Consider the following 19,634-nt stretch of genomic DNA (forward strand, 5'->3'; position numbering starts at 1 on the left):
ACTTTGGCTATTCCAGCACGAATTAGGGAGTCTTGTTAGACATTATCTTTGTGTGCTGGGTGAGGTATCAAAATAGGATGAACACAGTCAACACTACACCCACACTAAGCCAGTTGAGCTGATTTAATGTCATTATTGTCTCGCGTAAATACAAAACAGAAAGGGTGGCGATACCAAATCTAAAGTGAGTATCAACATCGTGTTCAGGCTCGATAGATGAAGATACTAACTTAGAAATTGATTCGAACATTGAGGCTTTCTTAACCTACATGCTCATAATGACATCACATTGTTACGGTAAAATTACATTGTGATAAAAAGTTTTTATGCTGCTTGTCGCAGAATCTTATCAAGAATACGCGTTGGTAATAGGCGCTTTAACACGGCAAATACTTTAGTTGGCGTTGTAATGCGGTAGCGGATTTTTGGTTTATCGCTTGTGAGCGCATGAAGCACTGGCTCGATGCAAGATTCTGCAGGAAGCACAAATCTATTGTTCGACTTGTCGTTATCTAGACGCTGCTTCTGACCTTCGTAAGCGGCTTTGTGTGGGCTGTTCTCGACATCAATCCATCGCTCGAAGGCTTTTAATGCATTGTGTCTAAATTGGGTTTCAATAGGTCCCGGCTCTATCAGTGCGATTTTGATGTTGGTGTCCATCAATTCCAAACGTAGTGTGTCGGTCCAGCCTTCGAGTGCGAACTTAGAGGCATTATAGGCACCACGATATTTCATGGCTGCAAACCCAAGCACAGAGCTATTTTGGATGATTCTTCCTTCACCCTGTTTGCGCATATGTGGCAGTACTTCTCTGACTAACTGATGCCAGCCAAAAAAGTTGGTTTGAAACTGAGCTTGGAGCGCCTCTGTCGGCAAGTCTTCTAGCGCGCCAGGCTGACCATATGCCCCGTTATTGAATACGGCATATAACTTTCCGTCGGCTAGTGTTAATGCTTGCTTGACTCCCGAAGAGATGCTTTCAGAATCGTTAAGATCCAATTGAATACAGGTTAGTCCTTCGCTTGTTAAGCGTTCGACATCTTGTTCGTGCCGGCAGGAGGCAATCACGTGGAAGCCCTCTTTTTTCAAAGCATGGGCACAAACGTAGCCGATGCCAGTGGAGCATCCGGTGATAAGAATGGATTTTTTCATATTAGAGGGCTCACGAAAGTATAGTGAGCCTTATGATTCAATAACTTCGATCTTGAAGCAAGTTCTTGAGTGCAGGTTCGACGCGAGAGTAGCTGAATTGAAAACCCAATTCGGTCAGCTTTTTCGGTTTGGCGCGAATGCTATCAAACAGTAAGCAAGAGGATTCTCCCATCGCCATATTCATCACCCATTTAGGGGTGAAGAGAATATGTGGACGTTTTAGCGTTTTCGCCAGTGTGCCACTAAAGATTCGATTGCTAACAGGGTGGGGAGCACATAAGTTGAATTCACCATGAGCGTGTGGCGTTTCAAGCAAGTACATAATGGCACGAACCATATCCAAAATATGGATCCATGGCATGTATTGTTTACCGCTACCCAATGGTCCCCCTAAACCTAGTTTGTAAGGCAAAATCATTTTGGCAAGTGCGCCACCATTTGGACCAAGGACAACGCCAGTACGCAACAAGCATACTCGGGTTTGTTCGGATTCTGCGCGTTTTGCTATCTGCTCCCAACGAGCACAAACGGAGTGAGCGAACGCCTCGCTATTGACGTGTAAGCACTCATCAAAAGGATGGTCTTGCTGGTCGCCGTAATAACCAACGGCAGATCCACTGATGAACACCGATGGTGGCTCTGTACTTGCGTGGATCAGTGCGACAATACGTTCGGTAACCTTCCAACGGCTGTTACAAATGATCTCTTTCTGCTCCTTGCTCCAGCGCTTGTCTGCGATCGGTTCACCTGCGAGGTTAATCACGGCATCAACATCATTAAGATCTTCAAGTGAATCAAGGGAGTCGAGATATTCAATATTACCGACATCGGCATGATTAAGTCGTTGTTTTGCTTGCTCTGGGTTACGCGTAAGCAAAATGACTTGGTGAGTGGTCAGTAACTTAAGTAGCTCTGAGCCAATAAAGCCTGTGCCGCCGGTCAGTAGTATCTTCATGTCATCCCTTTGATGGTAAAACTATTCAAACATTATAGTCGTTATACGCCTAGCGTGATCATATCAATGACTTGCAGTGTCGATTTTATTATTAGTTCCTAAGGAGTTAGAAGCATTTTGTTGGGAAGCGATGCGAAGTTCACAATTTGAAAGAATGTAACAAAATGTTATCAAGCCTTTAGCAAAGCTCACACTTAGCTTAGGGAAACTGTGTCATGCTGAACTTAAAGGAGAATAACAGTCAGTAGATAGGAGGGAGTATGGAGGCATTTGTTGCTCTATTTAGAGCGTTGCTCAGTAGTGCTCGTGACTTGCTACCTATTGTTATTGTCATCACCTTTTTTCAGTTGGTCGTGCTTCAGGAACCGCTGCCTAATCTCGTCTCTATTCTATTTGGTCTTCTTCTGGTTATTCTCGGTTTAACCTTCTTTATCTTTGGATTAGAGCTTGGTTTGTTTCCCATTGGGGAAAATATGGCACAAGCGTTCGCTAATAAAGGCAGCGTTTTCTGGTTACTGATCTTTGCGTTCTGCTTGGGTTTTGGTACCACCATTGCAGAACCAGCCTTGACCGCTGTTGCAGAGGAAGCATCAGAAGTTGCGGCTGAAGGGGGCATGATTGCCAATACAGAACAATCTATGGAAGAGTACGCAGATGGATTACGCCTAACGGTTGCTTTGTCGGTAGGTGTAGCGATTGTGCTCGGCGTGTTGCGAATTCTCAAGGGCTGGCCGATTCAGTACATGATCATAGGTGGTTATATTGGCGTTGTGATACTAACGGGATTTGCGCCTGAATCAATCATTGGGGTGGCTTATGATTCTGGAGGAGTGACGACATCCACCATCACGGTTCCTTTGGTCACAGCGCTTGGCGTTGGGCTCGCTTCTGCGATTAAAGGGCGAAACCCTATGATTGATGGGTTTGGTTTGATCGCCTTTGCCTCATTGCTACCAATGATGTTTGTGATGGTATACGGGATGGTGGTGGCATGATTTCGTTTGAGCACTTCTTCGATACCTTTGTTTCTACTATCAGTGACGTGATCCCGATTGCGACCATTATTTTTGGCTTCCAGCTTGCAGTATTACGACGTCCCATCTCTAACCTGCCTAAAGTCCTGCTTGGATTTGCCTACGTTATCCTCGGTTTGTCGCTGTTTTTGCTTGGATTAGAAATGGCGCTGTTTCCGTTGGGTGAAACCATGGCAACGCAGCTTACTGCCCCTGCATTTCTACGCGAGTTTAAAGTATCCATCGGTCAAGCCTTAAGTTGGGTAGACTACTACTGGGTGTATATCTTTGCTTTCTTTATCGGTTTCAGCACGACAATCGCAGAGCCTTCTCTTATTGCAGTGGCGATAAAGGCAAACCAGGTTTCTGGTGGCAGTATTAGTGTGAATGGATTGCGCGTTGCCGTTGCTTTGGGGGTGGCAGTTGGTATTGCTCTAGGCAGCTATCGGATTGTCGTTGGTGATCCTATTCACTACTACATTATCGCCGGTTACATCGTAGTGGTGATTCAAACCTTCTATGCGCCAAAGTTGATTGTACCTTTGGCTTACGATTCAGGCGGTGTTACTACCTCGACGGTGACCGTACCTTTAGTGACCGCGCTTGGGTTGGGGTTAGCTTCAACCGTACCAGGTCGAAACCCAATGATAGATGGCTTTGGCTTGATAGCGTTTGCCAGCCTGTTTCCAATGATTTCTGTGATGGGCTATGCCCAGATTACCCAGTGGTTGAATAAAGGAACCGCGGAGGAAAAAGAAAATGCGCTTTAAATTGATTTTGGTCTTTGTTGAAGACAGCAAAACCGACAAGGTGCTCGATGCAGCAAGAGATGCAGGAGCTACGGGGGCTACGGTGATCAACAATGCCCGAGGACAAGGTTTAAACCAGAAACGAACTTTCTTTGGATTAACCTTGGAGGTGCAAAAAGATGTGCTGTTATTTGTTGTAGAGGAGCATTTGTCGAGACACATTTTAGAAACCATCAGTGACGTTGGAGAGTTCGATCAGGAATCCGGTCAAGGGATTGCCGTGCAGATTGATGTCGAGGATGCTGTCGGTGTCGCACACCAAGTCGAGAAGCTAACTAAAGTGGTAGAGGATGAGTTATGAGTAGTCATGAGCTGATTAGAGTCAGAGACGTAATGGCGGCAACATACATCATTGTCGATGGGTTGATTACGGTTCACGAAGGGATCACGCTAGCGAGGAAGAGTGAAGTGAAAGCGCTGGTGGTGAAAAAGCGTGATGACGATGATGAATATGGCATCGTCTTAATGAACGACATAGCGAAAAAAGTGTTGGCAAAAAACCGTTCACCACAACGCACCAACATCTATGAAATCATGACCAAACCTGCGTTAACCGTCGACCCCAAGATGAATGTGAAATATTGTGCGCGTTTGTTTGAGCGTTTTGGTATCAGCCGCGCGCCAGTCATTGAAAATGGAGAGGTCATTGGCATGGTGAGTTATAACAATATTGTTATCAATGGTATGGCTCGGGAAGAAGTATAGCGACGGTTTTGAGTGTGGTTCGCGCGCTGCTGGTAAAGATAATTTCTCAGGTCAGCGACATTTTGCCTAGCTAAGAAGATTAGCGTATTAGCGCCATTGCATATCCTCGATCTGAGGCTTATCCTTTGAGAATTAAAGAAATAATTGAGGATGTCATGTCATGCCGCTAGTTGCTTGTCCTGTGTGCGAGAAACAAATTTCAAAACGAGCTCATACTTGTCCTGGCTGCGGAGAGCCAGATCCACTTAACCATCTTGCTAAGTCAAAGTTCTTGTCCCTCATTTTCTGGATGATTGTCTTAGTGGGCGTTGGTTATGTCGCGTGGTTCTACCTGGTTCCGATGCTGGTGGAAATGTTGCGTGGTCATTAGAGGTTTCACTGTGGTTGAGCTTCTATAGGAATGCCGTAGAATACCCTCATACATTTTGAGGAGACGATGTCGTGAAACTATTTTTTGCCTCAGACTTGCACGGTTCTTTGCCAGCCACAGAAGAAACCATCAAGCTTTATTTAGCCTCTGGTGCAGAGCACCTAATCTTATTGGGCGATACGCTTAATCACGGACCAAGAAATCCAATACCAGAAGGCTATAACCCACCACAAGTGGCAGAATTGCTGAATCAATACAGTGAGCGCATTATCTCTGTGCGCGGTAACTGCGACAGTGAAGTGGATCAGATGCTGTTAAATTTCCCAATGATGACGGAGTATGCTTGGCTTCTGTTAGAGTCTGGTAAGCGTATGTTCTTGACTCATGGTCACCTATACAACACTACAAAGCGACCGCCGTTGCGTGAGGGCGACATCATTGCCCATGGTCATACTCATGTTCCTGTGGCGGAGATGCAAGATGGTGTCATCATTTTCAATCCGGGCTCAATGACGTTCCCGAGAAATGGCTTACCACGCAGTTATGGTGTACTCGAAGGTAATACGCTAACAGTTCAAACTCCAGAAGGCGAAGTACTAGCACAAACTACGATTTAATAGCCTTGCGAGTAAAGAAAAGATAAAGGGAGCGAATGGCTCCCTATTTTGTGTCTGAATGTCCTAGATCGCGTTCTGGGTCGATGATGTCTCTAACGCGTTGTTTGAGGACTTTCGCCTCAGGAAAGCCACCATCTTTCTTACGCTCCCAAATCTGGGTGCCATTACAAAAGATTTCGAACCGACCGCCCGTATCTGGGTGCAAGCTCATCGTTTTTATTTCTTCACTAAAGGTATGTAATAGCTCTTGTGAGAGCCAGGTTGAACGTAGCATCCAATTGCACTGGCGACAGTAATAAATGTCAATGATGGCTTTATCCATTTCCGAATTCCTTAATTTCAAATTTTTTAAAACGTCAGAGGAGCAATTTGATTCCAACGGCGAAGGTGAGCACTTCAAAGGCAACTTTGATGACGCGATTGCTGTATCGAGTTGCTGCCCATGCGCCTAAGCTGCCACCTAGAAATGAGCTGAATAATAAAACAGGTAACCAAGCCCAATGAATAGGAGCACCAGCTTGCACAACGGCAATACCTCCAATGCCATTCCAAAACAGACCGACACAAATCATGGTGTAAGCTACCGCTTGCTTGTAATCGTAACCAAACCAGCGGACAAGAAAGAGTGTCACAAGCAACCCAGAACCTGCTGTGAGTGAGCCGTTTACAATCCCAATCAGCAGTAAACCCAGTCCACCAATAAGCCAACCGGCACTGTCACGATGTGTTTTAGTTTCCCTTTGACCGAGCTCTTTCTTAAACCGAGAGTAAATACCAAGAGCTAAGATCATCGCGCCAAGCATTTTTTCAGCAACGCCATCTGGGATTTGTACAATGAGATTAGCGCCAATCACCACGCCAATACTGCCGGTGAGTATGAGATAGAGGGCGACTTTTGGTTTAATCGTACCGGCTTTAAGGTGTGTACTTGCTGCGCCTAAACCGAGTGCGACTGAAGCGACTTTATGCGTACCTAGTGCGACAGAAAAGGGAAGACCAAGAAAGATAAGAAGTGGAAACTGCAGTAATCCCGCACCACCGCCAGAGAGTGAAGCAAGCGTATTTGCGACAAGGGAACCGAAGAAGAGGGTGAGGGTGTCTAGCCAATCCATATGCAAAATAAAGGGGGCATCTTGCCCCCTTCTTATCGAATCAAAATCAGTTTCTAAACAGTACCGTAGAACCGTGATTCAGGCTAGTCAGTAGTAGAGTTTTTTCGTTAACGACGTCAATACGACGACTCTGTTCAGCATCTAGCTTAAAGATTTGAGTGATAAGACGAAGTTGAGACTCCGAAAAATCTTTAGATTGTGATGCGGAGATGTCTTTAAACTCAGAAGGAGAGACCAGCAAATAGTTATCACTGACTTCCCAACGACCTTTTTCAGAGATATTGATCGTAGACTCGACGTTTGAGCCCTGTGCAAATAGCTTGATGTTTGCCACGCGAATATAGTCACCATTAGGTAGGTACTTCACATTCGACTCAACGTTGACTTTGCGTAGCGGACCTACGGTATCATCTGGCAAGTTATCAGTAATAAGTGTCACCATGGTTGATTGCCACTCATTTGACGTAAGGACTTGCTCAACTTTAAGGTCACTACCCCAGTACAACCAACCACTAAAAAGGATGGATACGGCTAAAACCGCAGATGCTATTCTTATCTTCATTTCAGCCTCCCTTAATTGCAGATGTCAGTTGGGTCGTTACGACCAGCAAAAATACGCAGTGTTACATTCTCATATGAGTGATCACTGTCGTGAATGTAGTTCAGAATCAATTGATTGTTTTGACCACCTGTTGCAATGACTTCGACTGGTGAAGACTCAGCAGCATGGTGTTCAACATAGCGTTGAATGCATTGCTCAATGGACGGCAGCCAATTGTTTAATTGAGGGTGGTTGATCGGTGTCATCACTGGCACGTTGTGATATTCACCAATTTGACGAAATTGTGATTCTGCAGGGTTGGTTAGCATTAACACGCCAACAGGAAGTAGCAGGGCAACTAACACGATGATTCTGAATAACCAGTTTGTGTTCTTTTGTGCAGGTGCAGATTTTAATGGTTGAGCTGTCGGTACTTGTTCGACGGCTGTTTCTGCTTTTGTCTCAGCAGTGGGCTCTGCGAATTGCTCTAGATCAACGACTGGAGCTTCATTTTCTTCCTCTTGAGCATCAACATCGGTGAGTGCTGCTTCAGAAGATAGTGGGCTTAAACGTTCAACTGAACAAATCAGTTGGTAACCGCGCTTTGGCACCGTTTTTACAAATTCAGGCGACTTCGTAGAGTCTTTCAACATTTTACGTAGAGTGGAAATCGCTTGAGTAAGGCTTGAGTCATCCACCTCAAAACCCTGCTCCCGCCATACGAACTCGTGAAGCTCGTTACGCGTTAATACTTCATTGGGTCTCTCTGCCAACATGAGTAGAATACGGCTTTCGTTGCTTCCTAATCGTACAACTTCGTTGCCATTTTGTTGGTCAGCGAGCGAATTACTATTTGGGTCAAAGACAAATCTTTGAGCAAGCAGAAATTTGGTGCCGATGTTAGTCATTTAGTTCTTCTTAGATGGATGATTCTGTAATTATAAGTGATTTGCGTCACATAATAAGGCGTGCGCAAAAAGACATGTGCTACGTTTTAGATGCTTTTAGGGACGTAGGATAATTAAAATTTTCTAAAAAAACACCGTTTTTAGCAATATTGACCTTGAATTTACATTTGTCAGCCACATGTTAAATGACATCTTAGTAATGCTGCTTTTTTAAGGTGGCGGTTAGGACTTTGTCATTAAAAGTCTTTTTAGTTTAGATGTTATGGAGCAAACATGAGCGAAACCGTATCACAAAACAAAGAAACTCGTGGCTTTCAATCAGAAGTAAAACAACTACTTCATCTGATGATTCACTCTCTTTACTCAAACAAAGAGATTTTCCTACGCGAGCTGATTTCAAACGCGTCTGACGCATCAGATAAGCTTCGTTTCCAAGCGCTATCTAACCCAGATTTATATGAGGGTAACGCGGATCTGGGTGTTAAGCTGGCGTTTGACGAAAGTGCTAATACACTAACAATCTCTGATAACGGCATCGGTATGAGCCGTGATGATGTGATTGAACATTTAGGTACCATTGCAAAATCAGGTACAGCAGAGTTTTTCTCTAAATTATCCGATGAGCAGAGCAAAGACTCTCAGCTTATTGGTCAGTTTGGTGTGGGTTTCTATTCTGCATTCATTGTTGCTGATGCTGTGACGGTACGCACTCGTGCCGCAGGTATTTCTGCAGATGAAGCGGTTCAATGGCATTCTGCGGGCGAAGGCGAATACACTATTGAGACGATCACGAAAGAATCTCGTGGTACTGATATCGTGCTTCACATGCGTGAAGAAGGGAAAGAGTTCTTAAATGAATGGCGTCTACGTGACGTGATCAGCAAATACTCCGACCATATCGGTATTCCAGTTTCTATCCAAACTGCTGTTCGCGATGAGGAAGGCAACGAAACAAGTGAGAAGAAGTGGGAGCAAATCAACAAAGCTCAAGCACTTTGGACTCGCAACAAATCAGACGTCTCTGAAGCAGAATACCAAGAGTTCTACAAACACGTTTCTCACGACTTTGCAGATCCTCTAACTTGGAGTCATAACCGCGTAGAAGGCAAGAACGATTACACAAGCTTGCTTTACATTCCAGCGAAGGCACCTTGGGACATGATGAACCGCGATCACAAGTCGGGTCTGAAATTATACGTACAACGTGTATTCATCATGGATGACGCAGAGCAGTTTATGCCGTCTTACTTGCGTTTCGTCCGCGGCTTAATTGATTCGAACGATCTGCCACTGAACGTTTCTCGTGAAATTCTTCAAGACAACAAAGTGACTCAGTCATTGCGTAACGCTTGTACTAAGCGTGTACTGACAATGCTGGAGCGCATGGCGAAGAATGACGAAGAGAAATACCAATCATTCTGGAAAGAGTTTGGTCAGGTGATGAAGGAAGGTCCTGCTGAAGACATGGCAAACAAAGAGAAAGTTGCCGGTCTATTGCGCTTCGCATCTACTGAAGTGGACTCAGCTGAGCAATCTGTTGGTTTGGCTTCTTATGTTGAACGCATGAAGGAAGGTCAAGATAAGATTTACTTCTTAACAGCAGACAGCTACGCAGCGGCGAAAAACAGTCCACACCTAGAGCAATTTAAGGCGAAAGGCATTGAAGTTATTTTGATGTTCGATCGAATTGATGAGTGGTTGATGAACTACCTGACAGAGTTTGACGGCAAGCAGTTCCAATCGATCACCAAAGCGGGTCTGGATCTGAGCAAGTTCGAAGACGAAGCAGAAAAAGAAAAGCAGAAAGAAACAGAAGAAGAGTTTAAGTCTGTTGTTGAGCGCACTCAGTCTTACCTAGGTGACCGCGTAAAAGAAGTTCGTACAACCTTCAAGCTTGCAACAACACCTGCTGTTGTGGTGACGGACGATTTCGAAATGGGGACGCAAATGGCGAAGCTTCTTGAAGCTGCAGGTCAAGCGGTACCAGAAGTGAAGTACATCTTCGAAATCAACCCTGAACATGAGCTCGTGAAGCGAATGGCGGATGAAGCAGACGAAGAAGCGTTTGGGCGCTGGGTAGAAGTGTTACTGGGTCAGGCAATGTTAGCCGAGCGTGGCTCGATGGAAGATCCTTCTCAATTCTTAGGTGCCATCAATAAGCTTTTGACTAAGGTTTAATAACTAAATACCACTAAAAAGCTCGCGAAATGCGAGCTTTTTGTTTGTAAACGCATAGATTCACACTTTAAGTGTTGAGTTAGTAGTCAATAAGACAGGAAAGCTGGCATCGCTAACATTCTTTAGTCTTAATCTGCTCATTACACAGTGAACCTATGTTAGAATCTCAACACTTGAATGTGAGTAATAAGGCGTGTATTTTGGCTCGCCTAAACGTTATACCGAAACTTATCGTTGCCAGTGCTTCGAGGGTGATTCCTAGAAGTCCAGCTATTGTGAGCTTCGGTATAAATCTTAAATATTAAAGAGGATAAATCATGCGCATCATTCTTCTAGGTGCTCCAGGTGCAGGTAAAGGCACACAAGCAAACTTCATCATGGATAAATACGGTATTCCACAAATCTCTACTGGTGATATGCTTCGTGCTGCTATCAAAGCAGGTACAGAGCTTGGTAAACAAGCTAAAGCTGTTATCGACGCTGGTCAGCTAGTTTCTGATGAAATCATCCTTGGTCTAATCAAAGAGCGTATTGCTCAAGACGATTGCGAAAAAGGTTTCCTACTAGATGGTTTCCCTCGCACTATCCCTCAAGCTGATGGCCTAAAAGAAATGGGCGTTGACGTAGATTACGTGATTGAATTTGACGTAGCTGATGATGTGATTGTTGAGCGTATGGCTGGTCGTCGTGCTCACCTTCCTTCTGGTCGTACTTACCACGTTGTTTACAACCCGCCAAAAGTGGAAGGTAAAGATGACGTAACTGGTGAAGATCTTGTTGTTCGTGATGACGACAAAGAAGAAACAGTACGCGCACGTCTAGGCGTTTACCACGAGCAAACTGCACCACTGATCAACTACTACGGCAAAGAAGCAGAAGCTGGCAACACTAAGTACCTTAAATTCGATGGCACTAAGCAAGTTGCAGAAGTAAGCGCAGATATTGAGAAAGCGCTAGCATAATTTGCTAACGGCAAAATTTAATATTTTGATATATTTAAAAGCGACCTTTGGGTCGCTTTTTTTATTCTGCCTGTTAGTACGATGAACTTTTCTCTTAGATATGCCGTACAAATCAAGCCGTTTACCATGAATAGGATGTTATGAAAAACAACAATAAGAAGCAGGGCGTGTTATTGGTCAACCTTGGGACGCCTGATGAGCCAACTCCGCCAGCCGTTAAACGCTTTCTAAGTCAGTTCCTTCATGATCACCGTGTTGTTGATATGACACGGTGGCTCTGGTGCCCGATTTTGCATGGCATCATTCTTCCAGTTCGTTCTCCAAAAGTTGCCAAGCTGTATGAGTCGGTGTGGATGGAAGAGGGATCACCTCTCATGGTGTATTCAAAACGCCAGGCAAAGAAGCTGAGCACAGCTTTAGACATGCCAGTAGAGCTAGGAATGACATATGGCAACCCTAGCTTGCAAACCGGTTTTGAGGCGCTATTAGCCCAAGGCGTTGAACAAGTGATCGTTTTGCCGCTTTACCCTCAATACTCAGGAACAACGACAGCTGCAGTTTCTGACGGGATGACAAAGGCATTTAAGAATATGCCTGTGATGCCAGAGTTTAGTTTTATTCGCGATTACCACAATCACCCTAAATACATTGAAGCTTTAGCTCAGTCGGTACGCGAGCATTGGGAAGCAAATGGTAAGGGTGATTACTTGCTATGTTCTTACCATGGTATTCCGAAGCGATACGCGGACAATGGTGATATCTATCCTCAACATTGTGCTGAGACAACTCGCTTGCTTGGTGAGGCCCTTGGTTTGAATGAGGATCAAATTGGTATGACCTACCAGTCTCGATTTGGTCGCGAAGAATGGTTACAACCATACACGGACAAGACATTAGAAGTCCTACCTAGCCAAGGTAAAAAAAAGCTGAATATCGTAACGCCAGCTTTTTCTGCTGACTGCTTAGAGACACTGGAAGAGATCTCAGAAGAGTGCCGTGAAATTTACTTAGAAGCTGGTGGTGAGAGCTTTAGCTACATTCCGTGTTTAAATGACAACGAGTTACACATCGAGATGATGGTGGATTTGGTTCGCTCAAAGTTGTAAAGCGTCTGTGTCCTACATTCTTTCACTTAGAGCTTTGAATACAAAAAGGGTCGCAATTGCGACCCTTTGTTTTTATTTGCACTTTATATATTAAGCAACTTGAGTTTGCTGCTCTTCAATTTGTTCTGCTGTGCTATGTGTGTTTTCAGCACCGTGCATCCAACGAACAAGCGTGTTAGAGAACAACAGAAGAATGACACCAGAAACCATCGCTGTTACTGCAATACCGCTGAAGATAGCCAGTGCACCTAGCTCACCAACGTGAGAGCCCACATAACCAGCAACGTAGTTTGCAATTGCATTACAGCCAAACCATGCACCCATCATTAGTGAAGCAAGACGCAGCGGAGCCAGTTTAGTAACAAGAGACAGACCAATCGGAGATAGACACAATTCGCCCAGAGTATGGAAGAAGAATGCACCAACAAGCCACAACATGGATGTCTTAACTGTAGTGTCACCGCCTTGCTCAATAACCGCACCAACCATACATAGGAAACCAAGCGCTAGGAAGAACATCGCTAAAGCAAATTTCACTGGTGAGTTTGGCTCACGTTTACCTAGTTTCACCCATAGTACGGCTAGTACAGGTGCTAGCGTGATGATGAAGAATGGGTTTAGTGATTGGAACCACGCAGCAGGCACTTCAAAGCCACCGATCATTCGATCTGTGTATTGCTGAGTGTAGATGTTCATTAGACCGCCAGCTTGTTCAAAGCCTGCCCAGAATACGATAGTGAATAGGCTCATCACTAGGATTACTTTGATGCGATCCGTTTCTTCTTTTGTTAACGGTTCTTTTTGAGAAGATTTTTTAATCGCTAGATCACGTTTTGCAGCTGGAACACGACCAATATCACCAAGCCATGCTTGAGCAAACGTCATCTGCATGACTAGACTGATAAGCATACCGATACCAGCAGCCACGAAACCCGCTTTCCAACCGAATTCAGTTGTTACAGAGCCAGAAACAACACCAGCGATTAATGCACCAAGGTTAATACCCATGTAGAAGATAGTGAAAGCACCATCACGACGGTTGTCACCTTCTTGATATAAGTCACCAACCATTGTAGAGATGTTTGGCTTAAATAGACCGTTACCACAGATAAGTAGAGCAAGACCTAAATAGAATGTGTGTAGAGCACCAAGACCTAGAGCGTCAGCAGGCATTGCTAGTGTAAATTGACCGATTGCCATCAACGCGCCACCAATCAAGATAGAACGGCGTTGACCTAAGTAGTTATCCGCAAGGTAACCACCGATGAGAGGAGTAATGTAGACAAGTCCAGTATAGATGCCGTATAGGTCTAGGGCATCTTTAGTCGACCAGCCAAGGCCACCGTTCATTGTTGTGTCAGTTAAATACAGTACTAGAATGGCGCGCATTGCGTAGTAAGAAAAGCGTTCCCAAAGTTCAGTACCGAACAATAAGAACAAGCCACGTGGGTGACCAAAGTATTGATGTTGGTTTGACATAAGCTCTTCTAATAGTAGTTATTACATTTTTTAAAGAAATCTACGTATACATGTCATTTTGATGACTTACAAACAATAAAATTTTATGTGACGATTCATTTGCCTTATTAAATGATGGCTCCGCGTTGATTTTGTGGGGTTTTAATCGGCGAATCGTTCGTGTTACAAACTTACTTTCCATTTTTGCCTATAGACTTATTTTCTTAATGCTTCGAAAAAGTGTAAGTTATGCATGTTATGTTTAAGAGGCTTACTGATAGGTTTCTTGAATACCCATGACTCGTTCTAGGCTTAATGCTAGGATGAAATAAAAATATAATTGGCTAGTAATAAAATGAAACGTTGGTATTTATTGTATTGTAAACGAGGAGAGCAAGTTAGGGCGAAGCAACACCTTGAAAACCAAGGAGTAGAGTGTTTTTACCCAACTGTGGAGGTCGAAAAGATCTTACGCGGCAAGCGACAAAAGGTCGAAGAACCATTATTCCCTTGCTATGTTTTTTCTCGATTTGATTATGAACAAGGACCGAATTTTACATCGGTACGTTCCACTCGAGGTGTCGTTGACTTCGTACGCTTCGGAGCACAACCAAAAGAGATTCAAGGTGATCTTGTTTATGAACTAAAGCAGATTGAAAAGTGTGCTGAGGAGCCGACAAGCCCAGAATGTATGCCGAAACCAGGCGATCATGTTCGTGTTATGAACGGACAGTTTGCTGGTATTGATGCGATTTATCACGAACAAGATGGTGAAAAGCGTTCGATTATGTTGGTTCAAATGCTCTCTAAGCGAGTGCCTGTCAGCATTGACAATAATGATTTGGAATTTATGTAAACCAACTCATTGAAAGATCAAAAAGAGGTGCGTAATGCACCTCTTTTTGATCGTGTTAACTTACCAGTGTTCAAGGGCTGGTGACTCAGCCCTATTTAACACGTGATACGATTAGTATGCATCGTTGTGTACGGTTTGAACGGCACGACCTGATGGGTCAACACAGTTTTGGAATGACTCATCCCATTCAATCGCTTTCGCTGAAGAACACGCGACTGATGGGCCACCAGGAACACATTCCGCAGCTGATGGTAGAGGGAACAACTCTTCAAAGATCTCGCGGTATACATAACCTTCTTTAGTTGTAGGTGTGTTGTAAGGGAAGCGGAATTGAGCCGTCTCCATTTGCTGATCTGTTACTTTTTGCTCTGCGACTTCTTTTAGCGTATCAATCCAGCTGTAACCAACACCATCAGAGAACTGTTCCTTCTGACGCCATGCAATCGACTCCGGTAGGTAGTGTTCGAAGCACTCACGTAAAATGTGCTTCTCCATCTTACCGTTGCCACACATCTTATCGGCAGGGTTCAAACGCATTGCTACGTCAATGAACTCCTTATCTAGGAATGGTACGCGACCTTCAACACCCCATGCCGCTAGCGATTTGTTTGCACGTGCACAGTCAAACATGTTCAGAGCTAGAAGCTTACGTACGGTCTCTTCGTGGAACTCTTGCGCGTTTGGCGCTTTATGGAAGTATAAGTAGCCACCGAAGATTTCATCAGCGCCTTCACCAGAAAGTACCATTTTGATTCCCATTGCTTTGATCTTACGACCCATTAGGAACATAGGTGTTGAAGCGCGGATAGTCGTTACGTCATATGTTTCAATGTGGTAAATCACATCACGAATCGCGTCCAAGCCTTCTTGGATGGTGTACGTCATTTCATGGTGAACCGTACCAATTTGTTCTGCAACTTCGCGAGCGGCTTTCAGATCTGGTGCTCCTTCTAGACCTACAGCGAAAGAGTGCAGCTGTGGCCACCAAGCTTCAGACTTTTCGTCGTCTTCAATACGCATTGCTGCAAATCGTTTTGCTACAGCAGATGTAATCGATGAATCCAGACCACCAGAAAGAAGTACACCATATGGCACGTCAGTCATTAGTTGGCGTTTTACCGCAGCTTCTAAAGCTTCTGTAAGTTCTTCTTTGCTTGTGCTGTTGCCTTGAACTGCTGCGTACTCATTCCAGTCACGAATGTAGTAACGTTGAGGTTCTGCATCTGCACTGCCGTAGTGACAACCCGGAGGGAACTCGCTCACGGTCTTACATACTGGTACCAGTGCTTTCATTTCTGATGCAACGTAGTAGTTACCATGTTCATCATAACCTTGGTAAAGAGGAATGATACCAATGTGGTCACGACCTACTAAGTACTCGTCTTTTTCTTCATCGTAAAGTACGAATGCAAAAATACCGTTTAGTTCTTCAAGAAGGTCTGCACCCATGTCTTGGTATAGCGCTAGGATAACTTCACAGTCTGAGTCAGTTTGGAATTCGTATTTACCTTCGTAGCGAGCACGAATTTCTTTGTGGTTGTAGATTTCACCGTTTACAGCAAGGATGAGTTTTTTATCAGGGCTGTATAGTGGTTGAGCACCACTATTTAGACCAACGATCGCCAAACGTTCATGCGCAAGAATCGCGCGCTCTGATGAGTAAATACCAGACCAGTCTGGACCGCGGTGACGAAGCTTTTTCGACATCTCAAGTGCGATAGGGCGCAATGCTGCTGCATCGCTCTTAATGTCTAAAATGCCAAATACTGAACACATACAACATCCTTTTTAAACTAAATAATTTTTAATCGGTATGGGTTCAATTTGCCATTCTTAGTAAAAAAAGCAACGTTTGATGATGAAAAAAATGATAAAAAGGCTTGATGGTTAGATTTTGTTTAAAAATAACCTTAATCTGGTGAATGAGATCAAGGTTTGGTTTAAAAAGTGCACAAAAAAGCCCTCTTATTAGAAGAGGGCTCAATAAGGAGAGTTACGTTTGATGCTTATTTCATCGGTGTAAATTGAGGTTGAAGTTGTTCGCAAACATGGCGTGCGAAACCACTACCAGCTTCGCTATAGATGTTGAATGCGGCGTCGACCCCTGTCTCTAGTAAGCCTTCAAGTTGATCTGGGTATTCGGCAATTGCTGCGATTTGCCCTTTATAGTTTCGGCTTTGAAGCTGTTCAAGCGCGGTTTGGTTACCTTGGTGGTGTGGCATCGCCAATAGGACCAACTTTACGTTTGCTGTATCTAAAATGCGTTCCCAAAAGTCAGGGTCTGTTGCATCGCCTGAAATAACGTTACGACCTTCAGAGCGGTGTTTATGCGCAGCTTCTTCTCTTACTTCAACACCAAGAGAAACTTTGCCATAGCGAGATCGTAATTCGTCGTAAGCACCGGTGCCAATTCGACCCATACCTAGGATCAATACTTGGGCATGCCCTGGATTGATTAATTGATCTCGTTGGTTCAATTTCTCTGCCGCCGTTTCTTGTAACCATTTGCCCGAGTGTTGGTAGATTTGGTGACCAAGACGATTTAACGGTGCTGAGATGATAAATGAAATCGAAACAGCCACAGCGATAGCCGCTAGCATGTCACTAGGCATCCAGCCCATCTTGTAAGCCAGTCCACCGACAATCAACCCAAATTCACTGTAGTTGAAAAGAGAAAGAGACGTCAGTAATGAAGTCCGAACACGGAACTTAAAGTGGTTGATAGTAAGGAAATACAGCAGACCTTTGATTGGCAGCAACAAAATGAATAGCAGCGCAAGACCCACACCAGTGAAGCTCAATGATGCTGACAAACCAATATTGAGGAAGAAGCACACGAGGAAGAGCTCTTTCATATTAAAGAGCGATTTTGATAACTCTGATGCTTTACGATGCCCGGCTAGTAACATGCCTAAAATCAGCGCGCCTAAATCTGGCTTCATACCGACGAGTTCAAACAAACCAGCCCCGACGACGAGCGCAAAGAAGATACCAAATAGAACCAGCATCTCGCCGTGACCTACTTTATCTAGGAGTTTGTAGAACAATGGGCGGATAAGAGGGAGAGCAAACAAACCTATCGCATACCACTCCGGAATTTTACCTGTTGAAGCGGTAAGGAAGACCACAGCAAAAATATCCTGCATGACCAGAATACCAATTGCTAGGGTGCCGTAAGTCGCATTCATCTCACCTTTTTCTTGCAGGGTTTTTACCGCGAAGACAGTACTAGAAAAAGACAGAGCGAAAGCCAACAACAGAATCTGGCTGTGTTCCATAGTGGCCAGTGATGACAAACCGAGCAGTTTTAGACCAACGAGAACCAGCGCAAAGAAAAGGGTAGAAAGAATATTGTGCGCGGTTGCGCCACCCCAAATCTCTTTGGAAAGTAGCGTTTTTACGTCCAACTTTAGACCAATAGTGAAAAGCAGCAAGGTCACACCAAGATCAGCAAGCGTGACAATGACGTCATTACTTTGGTAGCCAAACGCGTGAAGACCGAAGCCTGCGAGTAGGAAACCAACCAAGGGCGGAAGGTTACATTTTAGAGCGATGAAGCCGGCGAGAAACGCCGTTGTAATTAGAATAATTTCCATACTATTGAGCTATATTCCTGATATACAAAAACGGGCTGTGAAACCACAGCCCGAGATTGTAACTCAATTGGTTGTATAAACTTAGTCTTCTAGTAACTTTTGTAACAAAACTCCGTTCAACATGGCGCGCTTTATCATTGCGAATGCGCCCATTGTTGGTTGCTTATCAATATGAGAAGCAACAATCGGAAGTTCGTTATGGAAAGTCTTCAAAGATTGGTTTTCAACATTGCGCTGGATTGCTGGGAAAACAATTTCTTCAGCCGCCGTAATGTCACCGGCAATGACGATTTTTTGTGGGTTAAACAAGTTAATCGTAATTGCGATAGCTTTACCAAGTTGGTTGCCTACGCGCACTAAGCTTTGCTTAGCAAGTTCATCGCCGTTCATCGCATGAGTACAAACGTCATCGATTGTGATGTGCTCTAGTTGAGTAAGGCTTGATTCATAGCCCTGTGCAATAAGCTTTTTAACGCGTTGTACGATTGCTGGGTTTGCTGCAACCGTTTCTAGACAGCCAAAGTTGCCACATTGGCATTGCTCGCCAAGTGGGTCGATTTGGATGTGACCAATTTCACCGACGTTACGGTTGAAGCCAAGGAATACTTGACCATTAACAATGATGCCGGCACCAGTACCACGGTGAACACTGACAAGAATTGAGTCTTGGCAATCTTGGCTTGCACCAAAGTAATGTTCAGCCAATGCCATACCACGAACATCGTTACCGACAAAACAAGCGGTATTGAACTTTTCACGGATGATTTCACCCAGTGCAAGGTTATCGATGTCTGTATTCGGCATGTATTCCACTACGCCTGTGGTTGGGTTCACCAAACCAGGCAGTGTAATACCGATAGCAATCAGTTGGTCAATTTTATCTTGGCAGCGACTCACGAAGTCCTTTAGCAAGTCAATCAAACCTGCGATAAGGTCTGCTTGATTGGTATAGTGAAGTTCGTGCTGGTCTTCTGCAAGTGCCGTTCCGCCTAGGTCGTACAAACAGAATTGCACATAGTCACGACCTAATCGTACAGCGATAGAGTGAAAAGGTTTTACTTCAGTGGTCAACGAGATGGCTCGACGACCACCGGTAGAAGCTTGTTGCGCGACTTCTTTGATCAAGCCGCGCTCTAATAGTTGGCGGGTTATTTTGGTAACACTCGCTGGGGCGAGCTGACTAACATCCGCGACTTGAATACGGGAGATTGGACCTTGTTGGTCAATCAGCCTGTATACCGCAGCACTGTTAAGCTGTTTTACTAAATCTACATTACCAATCTGTCCGCCATTCAT

The 19,634-nt window shown here is 44.4% G+C and carries 21 protein-coding genes; 10 read left to right on the forward strand and 11 right to left on the reverse strand.

The features are described from left to right. Positions 1-67 precede the first annotated feature (67 nt). The 3 genes from J4N44_RS03935 to J4N44_RS03945 form a co-directional block, all read right to left on the reverse strand. Positions 68-250, reverse strand: coding sequence for a hypothetical protein (locus tag J4N44_RS03935; RefSeq protein WP_009698600.1), 183 nt, complete (start codon positions 248-250; stop codon positions 68-70). Between the two features lie 74 nt (positions 251-324). Next, positions 325-1,152 carry an SDR family oxidoreductase gene (locus J4N44_RS03940; RefSeq protein ID WP_038898879.1) on the reverse strand — a complete coding sequence of 276 codons (828 nt, stop codon included), beginning with the start codon at positions 1,150-1,152 and terminating at the stop codon, positions 325-327. A gap of 37 nt (positions 1,153-1,189) precedes the next feature. Continuing rightward, on the reverse strand, positions 1,190-2,107 hold the full coding sequence (locus tag J4N44_RS03945) for a TIGR01777 family oxidoreductase (protein ID WP_005451554.1): 918 nt from the start codon (positions 2,105-2,107) through the stop codon (positions 1,190-1,192). Between the two features lie 260 nt (positions 2,108-2,367). Between J4N44_RS03945 and J4N44_RS03950 the strand changes: the two genes are divergently transcribed. The 6 genes from J4N44_RS03950 to yfcE all read left to right on the forward strand — a co-directional run bounded on the left by J4N44_RS03950 (position 2,368) and on the right by yfcE (position 5,621). Next, the gene (locus J4N44_RS03950) at positions 2,368-3,102 is read left to right on the forward strand and encodes a DUF1538 domain-containing protein (RefSeq protein WP_005451555.1); all 735 of its coding nucleotides are present in this window, start codon (positions 2,368-2,370) and stop codon (positions 3,100-3,102) included. Beyond that, positions 3,099-3,890, forward strand: coding sequence for a DUF1538 domain-containing protein (locus tag J4N44_RS03955; protein ID WP_005451556.1), 792 nt, complete (start codon positions 3,099-3,101; stop codon positions 3,888-3,890). The genes J4N44_RS03950 and J4N44_RS03955 overlap by 4 nt, the downstream gene beginning before the upstream one ends. Next, the gene (locus J4N44_RS03960) at positions 3,880-4,230 is read left to right on the forward strand and encodes a P-II family nitrogen regulator (protein WP_252044860.1); all 351 of its coding nucleotides are present in this window, start codon (positions 3,880-3,882) and stop codon (positions 4,228-4,230) included. Before J4N44_RS03955 ends, J4N44_RS03960 begins: the two co-directional genes overlap by 11 nt. Beyond that, entirely contained in the window at positions 4,227-4,634 is a 408-nt protein-coding gene (locus tag J4N44_RS03965; RefSeq protein ID WP_252044861.1) for a CBS domain-containing protein, read from the forward strand. Before J4N44_RS03960 ends, J4N44_RS03965 begins: the two co-directional genes overlap by 4 nt. Before the next feature lie 160 nt (positions 4,635-4,794). Then, entirely contained in the window at positions 4,795-5,004 is a 210-nt protein-coding gene (locus tag J4N44_RS03970) for a hypothetical protein (RefSeq protein ID WP_009698596.1), read from the forward strand. A gap of 71 nt (positions 5,005-5,075) precedes the next feature. Continuing rightward, on the forward strand, positions 5,076-5,621 hold the full coding sequence (yfcE, locus tag J4N44_RS03975) for a phosphodiesterase (protein WP_005446373.1): 546 nt from the start codon (positions 5,076-5,078) through the stop codon (positions 5,619-5,621). Between the two features lie 43 nt (positions 5,622-5,664). On the opposite strand, the gene J4N44_RS03980 is transcribed toward yfcE, so the two are convergent. The 4 genes from J4N44_RS03980 to J4N44_RS03995 are packed head-to-tail and all read right to left on the reverse strand — an operon-like array spanning position 5,665 to position 8,182. After that, the gene (locus J4N44_RS03980) at positions 5,665-5,943 is read right to left on the reverse strand and encodes an Rdx family protein (protein ID WP_005446375.1); all 279 of its coding nucleotides are present in this window, start codon (positions 5,941-5,943) and stop codon (positions 5,665-5,667) included. Between the two features lie 34 nt (positions 5,944-5,977). Continuing rightward, complete coding sequence (locus J4N44_RS03985) at positions 5,978-6,733, reverse strand: sulfite exporter TauE/SafE family protein (protein ID WP_252044862.1); 756 nt, start codon at positions 6,731-6,733, stop codon at positions 5,978-5,980. A gap of 46 nt (positions 6,734-6,779) precedes the next feature. After that, a complete protein-coding gene (gene toxS, locus J4N44_RS03990; protein WP_005446378.1) occupies positions 6,780-7,295 on the reverse strand; it encodes a transmembrane regulator ToxS in 516 nt (171 codons plus the stop codon). An 11-nt stretch (positions 7,296-7,306) separates the two neighbouring features. Continuing rightward, positions 7,307-8,182, reverse strand: coding sequence for a transcriptional regulator (locus tag J4N44_RS03995; RefSeq protein ID WP_252044863.1), 876 nt, complete (start codon positions 8,180-8,182; stop codon positions 7,307-7,309). A 273-nt stretch (positions 8,183-8,455) separates the two neighbouring features. Between J4N44_RS03995 and htpG the strand changes: the two genes are divergently transcribed. From htpG to hemH, 3 genes are all read left to right on the forward strand, one after another. Continuing rightward, on the forward strand, positions 8,456-10,360 hold the full coding sequence (htpG, locus tag J4N44_RS04000) for a molecular chaperone HtpG (RefSeq protein WP_047513006.1): 1,905 nt from the start codon (positions 8,456-8,458) through the stop codon (positions 10,358-10,360). A 317-nt stretch (positions 10,361-10,677) separates the two neighbouring features. Then, positions 10,678-11,322 (forward strand): adenylate kinase, encoded by a 645-nt coding sequence (gene adk, locus J4N44_RS04005; protein ID WP_005425498.1) that lies wholly within the window; start codon positions 10,678-10,680, stop codon positions 11,320-11,322. A 140-nt stretch (positions 11,323-11,462) separates the two neighbouring features. Then, positions 11,463-12,428: a ferrochelatase gene (hemH, locus tag J4N44_RS04010; protein ID WP_017818948.1), complete on the forward strand. Its 966-nt coding sequence runs from the start codon at positions 11,463-11,465 to the stop codon at positions 12,426-12,428. Positions 12,429-12,518: 90 nt separating this feature from the next. Here the strand turns inward: hemH and J4N44_RS04015 are convergent, their stop codons facing one another. Further along, the gene (locus tag J4N44_RS04015; RefSeq protein WP_005446383.1) at positions 12,519-13,907 is read right to left on the reverse strand and encodes a peptide MFS transporter; all 1,389 of its coding nucleotides are present in this window, start codon (positions 13,905-13,907) and stop codon (positions 12,519-12,521) included. A 334-nt stretch (positions 13,908-14,241) separates the two neighbouring features. Between J4N44_RS04015 and rfaH the strand changes: the two genes are divergently transcribed. Further along, positions 14,242-14,742, forward strand: a complete 501-nt coding sequence (rfaH, locus tag J4N44_RS04020) for a transcription/translation regulatory transformer protein RfaH (protein ID WP_005446384.1) — start codon at positions 14,242-14,244, stop codon at positions 14,740-14,742. Between the two features lie 111 nt (positions 14,743-14,853). Here rfaH and asnB read toward each other — a convergent pair whose 3' ends face one another. From asnB to nagC, 3 genes are all read right to left on the reverse strand, one after another. Next, positions 14,854-16,518: an asparagine synthase B gene (gene asnB / locus J4N44_RS04025; protein ID WP_009698590.1), complete on the reverse strand. Its 1,665-nt coding sequence runs from the start codon at positions 16,516-16,518 to the stop codon at positions 14,854-14,856. A gap of 230 nt (positions 16,519-16,748) precedes the next feature. After that, positions 16,749-18,338, reverse strand: a complete 1,590-nt coding sequence (locus tag J4N44_RS04030) for a cation:proton antiporter domain-containing protein (RefSeq protein WP_005446391.1) — start codon at positions 18,336-18,338, stop codon at positions 16,749-16,751. 81 nt (positions 18,339-18,419) lie between these two features. Continuing rightward, complete coding sequence (nagC, locus tag J4N44_RS04035; protein WP_005446392.1) at positions 18,420-19,634, reverse strand: DNA-binding transcriptional regulator NagC; 1,215 nt, start codon at positions 19,632-19,634, stop codon at positions 18,420-18,422.

Source organism: Vibrio sp. SCSIO 43155 (assembly GCF_023716605.1).
Taxonomy (GTDB): domain Bacteria; phylum Pseudomonadota; class Gammaproteobacteria; order Enterobacterales; family Vibrionaceae; genus Vibrio; species Vibrio harveyi.

What these genes read in the sequence shown, in the direction of transcription:
- hemH (WP_017818948.1), top strand. Translation starts at nt 11,463, where the DNA reads ATGAAAAACAACAATAAGAAGCAGGGCGTGTTATTGGTCAACCTTGGG.
- J4N44_RS03960 (WP_252044860.1), top strand. Translation starts at nt 3,880, where the DNA reads ATGCGCTTTAAATTGATTTTGGTCTTTGTTGAAGACAGCAAAACCGAC.
- J4N44_RS04030 (WP_005446391.1), bottom strand. Translation starts at nt 18,338, where the DNA reads ATGGAAATTATTCTAATTACAACGGCGTTTCTCGCCGGCTTCATCGCT.
- J4N44_RS03965 (WP_252044861.1), top strand. Translation starts at nt 4,227, where the DNA reads ATGAGTAGTCATGAGCTGATTAGAGTCAGAGACGTAATGGCGGCAACA.
- J4N44_RS03935 (WP_009698600.1), bottom strand. Translation starts at nt 250, where the DNA reads ATGTTCGAATCAATTTCTAAGTTAGTATCTTCATCTATCGAGCCTGAA.
- J4N44_RS03950 (WP_005451555.1), top strand. Translation starts at nt 2,368, where the DNA reads ATGGAGGCATTTGTTGCTCTATTTAGAGCGTTGCTCAGTAGTGCTCGT.
- adk (WP_005425498.1), top strand. Translation starts at nt 10,678, where the DNA reads ATGCGCATCATTCTTCTAGGTGCTCCAGGTGCAGGTAAAGGCACACAA.
- asnB (WP_009698590.1), bottom strand. Translation starts at nt 16,518, where the DNA reads ATGTGTTCAGTATTTGGCATTTTAGACATTAAGAGCGATGCAGCAGCA.
- htpG (WP_047513006.1), top strand. Translation starts at nt 8,456, where the DNA reads ATGAGCGAAACCGTATCACAAAACAAAGAAACTCGTGGCTTTCAATCA.
- J4N44_RS03955 (WP_005451556.1), top strand. Translation starts at nt 3,099, where the DNA reads ATGATTTCGTTTGAGCACTTCTTCGATACCTTTGTTTCTACTATCAGT.
- nagC (WP_005446392.1), bottom strand. Translation starts at nt 19,634, where the DNA reads ATGAATGGCGGACAGATTGGTAATGTAGATTTAGTAAAACAGCTTAAC.
- J4N44_RS03995 (WP_252044863.1), bottom strand. Translation starts at nt 8,182, where the DNA reads ATGACTAACATCGGCACCAAATTTCTGCTTGCTCAAAGATTTGTCTTT.
- J4N44_RS03985 (WP_252044862.1), bottom strand. Translation starts at nt 6,733, where the DNA reads ATGGATTGGCTAGACACCCTCACCCTCTTCTTCGGTTCCCTTGTCGCA.
- J4N44_RS03970 (WP_009698596.1), top strand. Translation starts at nt 4,795, where the DNA reads ATGCCGCTAGTTGCTTGTCCTGTGTGCGAGAAACAAATTTCAAAACGA.
- J4N44_RS03945 (WP_005451554.1), bottom strand. Translation starts at nt 2,107, where the DNA reads ATGAAGATACTACTGACCGGCGGCACAGGCTTTATTGGCTCAGAGCTA.
- rfaH (WP_005446384.1), top strand. Translation starts at nt 14,242, where the DNA reads ATGAAACGTTGGTATTTATTGTATTGTAAACGAGGAGAGCAAGTTAGG.
- J4N44_RS04015 (WP_005446383.1), bottom strand. Translation starts at nt 13,907, where the DNA reads ATGTCAAACCAACATCAATACTTTGGTCACCCACGTGGCTTGTTCTTA.
- J4N44_RS03980 (WP_005446375.1), bottom strand. Translation starts at nt 5,943, where the DNA reads ATGGATAAAGCCATCATTGACATTTATTACTGTCGCCAGTGCAATTGG.
- toxS (WP_005446378.1), bottom strand. Translation starts at nt 7,295, where the DNA reads ATGAAGATAAGAATAGCATCTGCGGTTTTAGCCGTATCCATCCTTTTT.
- J4N44_RS03940 (WP_038898879.1), bottom strand. Translation starts at nt 1,152, where the DNA reads ATGAAAAAATCCATTCTTATCACCGGATGCTCCACTGGCATCGGCTAC.